Source organism: Mesorhizobium sp. M7A.F.Ca.CA.002.05.1.1 (assembly GCF_003998335.1).
Lineage (GTDB): Bacteria > Pseudomonadota > Alphaproteobacteria > Rhizobiales > Rhizobiaceae > Mesorhizobium.
This window is the reverse complement of the sequence record NZ_RZQI01000630.1, coordinates 1-3,553: the sequence shown is the minus strand read 5'-3', so window position 1 is coordinate 3,553 and position 3,553 is coordinate 1. Positions and strand designations below refer to the sequence as shown.

3 protein-coding genes are annotated in these 3,553 nt (G+C 61.1%); all 3 read right to left on the bottom strand.

The features are described from left to right. Positions 1-158 precede the first annotated feature (158 nt). Positions 159-1,802 carry an MFS transporter gene (locus EN939_RS25460; protein WP_063169257.1) on the bottom strand — a complete coding sequence of 548 codons (1,644 nt, stop codon included), beginning with the start codon at positions 1,800-1,802 and terminating at the stop codon, positions 159-161. Between the two features lie 173 nt (positions 1,803-1,975). Further along, a complete protein-coding gene (locus tag EN939_RS25455; RefSeq protein WP_063169256.1) occupies positions 1,976-2,959 on the bottom strand; it encodes a beta-ketoacyl-ACP synthase III in 984 nt (327 codons plus the stop codon). After that, positions 2,956-3,553, bottom strand: a 598-nt coding sequence (locus EN939_RS25450; RefSeq protein WP_127270559.1) for an aminotransferase class III-fold pyridoxal phosphate-dependent enzyme, incomplete at its 5' end; no start/stop codon positions are given. The genes EN939_RS25455 and EN939_RS25450, both read right to left, overlap by 4 nt.

Below are 3,553 nucleotides of genomic sequence, written 5' to 3'. Positions count from 1 at the left end.
AGCGTATGCAGGGGACTTCCACTTGACGCCGCGTTCACCATCATCTCGCCTGGGTGCGCGCGAAAGCGCACAACCCGGAGCACGCTGCTCTCGGTGTGAGGCTGTGCTCTGCAAAGCACCGGTGATCCACCCTGTCCCTGGACAGCAGCTTGATGGCGTCATCTTGGAGGACGAGAAAAGATTGTCGAGGTACGGGTACGAATTGCCTCGGTCGTCCGTTCAATCGAAAGCACTGTCTGCGGAGGCACCTCTCCTTCATGCAGTGACAGGAGATGCTGGGCGACTTCCTTATCTGCTGCGGTGAGTCGATGATTTAGGCGGAGAAAGTCCATCCAGGTGGGGGTGCGGAATGTCTCCGTCCAAAGTGACGGTGTTTGCAGATTTCGCTGGAGCGTCCAGTTTCGTGCACCGGCACGGCTCTGGACGTGTCGCCGCGTGCGCATGGAGCCCAGAAAGGCCTCGATATTTTCCTCCGATATCAAATACTCGACCTTGGCCACGATAGGGCCACTTCTGGGTTTCAGATCGAGAGCCACGTCCGGCGGATGAAAAACTGAACTTTCTTGATCGGTTTCTTCCCAGGGACGGACCGGCAACACGATCCCCGCTGCTGCAACCAGCAACAGAGCGCCTGCGGCGCCCTCCAATGCTGAGGTCAAGGAATAGTTTTGCGCGACAGAACCCCAGATCCAGCTGCCAGCAGCCATACCGCCTGCGCTCAAGGCGTAGTAAATGGAGAGCGTGCGGCCTACAACCCACCTTGGGCTTGCCAACTGCACCGACACGTCAATGCCCGTCCAGGTGATAAGCCAACCCGCTCCGCCGAGCGCCAGCGAAATGGCCGCCACAGGAAGCGACGATGTAAGGGCAAGGGAGAGGCAACAGACTGCACAAGCCACAGAGGCGAAGGCCACCAGCCTGTTTTGAGACGTGACCTTCCTCAAGAAGCCGTTGCCCATACCCGCGATGAAAGCACCCATGCCGAAGCCGGCCAATAAGATACCGTAGACAATTGGCCCACTCTTCAACTGATCCCGGACGACGAGGGGGAGCAACGCCAGAATGGAGATGCTTGCCAACCCGAAAAGAGCGGCTCGGGCGGTCGCTGCCCTGATCTCCAAAGACATCGCCGTAAAGCGCACTCCGTCATGAATTGCCGTCGTCATTCTCTCACGAGGGAGAGGCGAAGAGCGGACCTCCCATTTGGTGCGCCATATCGCGCTTATGGGCGCCAGATCACTCACCGCAGCCAAGGCGAAAGCGGCCAGCGGCCCAAAGACGGCCAGGATCACGCCCCCCAAGGCTGGACCAACGCTGCGCACAATGTTGTATCCGACGGACATAAGCGTCACTGCGGCCGGAATGTCGCGTTTGTGAAGGATATCGCCGACCGAAGCGTGCCAAGCCGGATCATTCAAGGCAAAGCCGCAGCCGGCCAGGAAACCTAACCCGAGAATCAGCCAAGGACTGACAAATCCCAGACCCACAGAAATCATCAGCGTCGTCGACGCCGATGCTATCAGGCAGTGTCCCGCAAACATCACCCACCGGCGGCTGAAGTTGTCGGCAATGGCTCCGGCGAAAACTGAGAGGAAGAACACCGGCAATGTGGATGCGGCCTGGACGAGTGCCACCATGAGGTCGGACGCTGAAATCGTTGCCATAAGCCAACTGATGGCGACCGTTTGCACTAGCCAACCGAGGCTGGAAATCTGGGTGGCCGCCCAAATTGAGCGAAACACCTTGTTTCGAAATGGGGCGAGCGTCTTTGAAACGGGCGGTTGGGGATTTTCGCTCTGCATGAGGTATTGCTGGCCTTCGATGAGCGCTGCGATTTGAGCAAGCGGGTCGATACTTAGACATCGCGGAGCACCGCACGGACCCCAGCTCTATGGAGCTTGCCGGCGACTATTTGCGTATTGAGCCATTCTCATAGTCTCATTCATGAGCAGTCCTGTGCGCAAGCATTGCTTTGCTAAATTCCCACCACAAGCGCGCCGCCGCTGAGACCCGCACCCGCTGCCGCCAAGAGGACTTTCTCGCCAGGCCGAAACGGCTGCGCCCGATGGGCCAGCGACAATGAGAGCGGGATCGTCGCGGCGGAAGAGTTGCCATATTCGGCGATCGTCTTGACGATCGAGTGATCAGCGATGCCGAGGTTCCTGCCGACCGCGTCGAAAATGCGCGCATTGGCCTGATGCGGCACGAAACGATCGAGGTCTTGCGGCCTCAGTCGGGCAGCAGTGAGCGCATCTCTCGAGCAGGCGGTCATCATCTCCACGGCCTTGCTGAATACTTCACGGCCGTCAGTGATCGTCATCCGTGTCTGCGCGAGGTCGAGGTCGGCATGGAACGGAGTGTTGCTTCCCCCGGCGGGAATCTGGATTAGCCCGTAGCGCGAGCCGTCGGAATCCACCGAAGCGCCGAGAATGCCTCGATCCGGGTCATCGCAAGGACTGATCACCATGGCGCCGGCGGCATCGGCAAACAGCACGGCGCTGGCGCGCTCGGCCAAATTGATGCGGTGGCTGAGGATGTTGGCGGCGATGACAAGGCTCGCTTTGCCGTGCAGGCGGGTGAACCCGTCGGCGAACATCAGCGCATAGATGAAGCCGGCGCAGGCGCCGGTCAGGTCGATCGCTCCGGCGCGGCCTAGCCCCAGCCGATGTGCGACCAGCGGCGCGCTTGGCGGCAGAAGGTGATCGGGCGTCGACGTGGCGAGCAAGAGTAGACCGACGTCGCCGCGGTCGATACCGGCATTGGTCAGCGCCATGTCGCCGGCAGAGGCGGCAAGGCCCGACAGCGTGTCTTCGTCTGTTGCCCAGAAGCGCGAGCGAATTCCGGTGCGCCGCTCGATCCAGCCGGGCTCAAGCCCGAGCCGGTCTTCGATTTCCGGGTTCTCGACCTTGCGCGTCGGCGCATGATGGCCGAAGCCGAGAACGCGCGACGATAGGTTCATGGCCGCGAGCCGAAGCGTTCGCCGGCCTCCTCTATCGCGTCATAGAGCCCGTCCAATTCGTCGCTGGTGATGCAATAGGGCGGCAGAAGATAGAGGACATTGCCGAGCGGGCGCACCAACAGGCCGCGCTCAAGGAAAAAAGCGCGCAGTTTTGGCCCGATCTCGGCCAGATAACCGGCTGAGCCGGTGCGTAGGTCGAGTGCCGCGATGGTGCCGGTTGTCCGGCAGTCGGTGAAATATGGATTGCCCCGGAAGCGTTGCAGCCCGGCGGCCTGCCTCGCGCTCAAGACCGCGATCCGCTCGGCCACCGGCTCGTCACGCCAGATCTCGACATTGGCAAGTGCTGCCGCGCAGGCGATCGGATTGGCGGTGTAGGAGCTCGAATGGAAAAACGTCTTCTTGCGATCCTCCGAAAAGTGAGCGTGGAAGATGGCATCGGTGGCGATCGTGGCGGCCAGCGGGATGGTACCACCGGTCAGACCTTTCGACGTGCACAAGATGTCCGGCGAGACGGACGCCTGTTCGCAGGCAAACATGGTTCCGGTGCGCCCCCAGCCGGTCATCACTTCATCGGCGATCAGCAGCGTGCCGGAG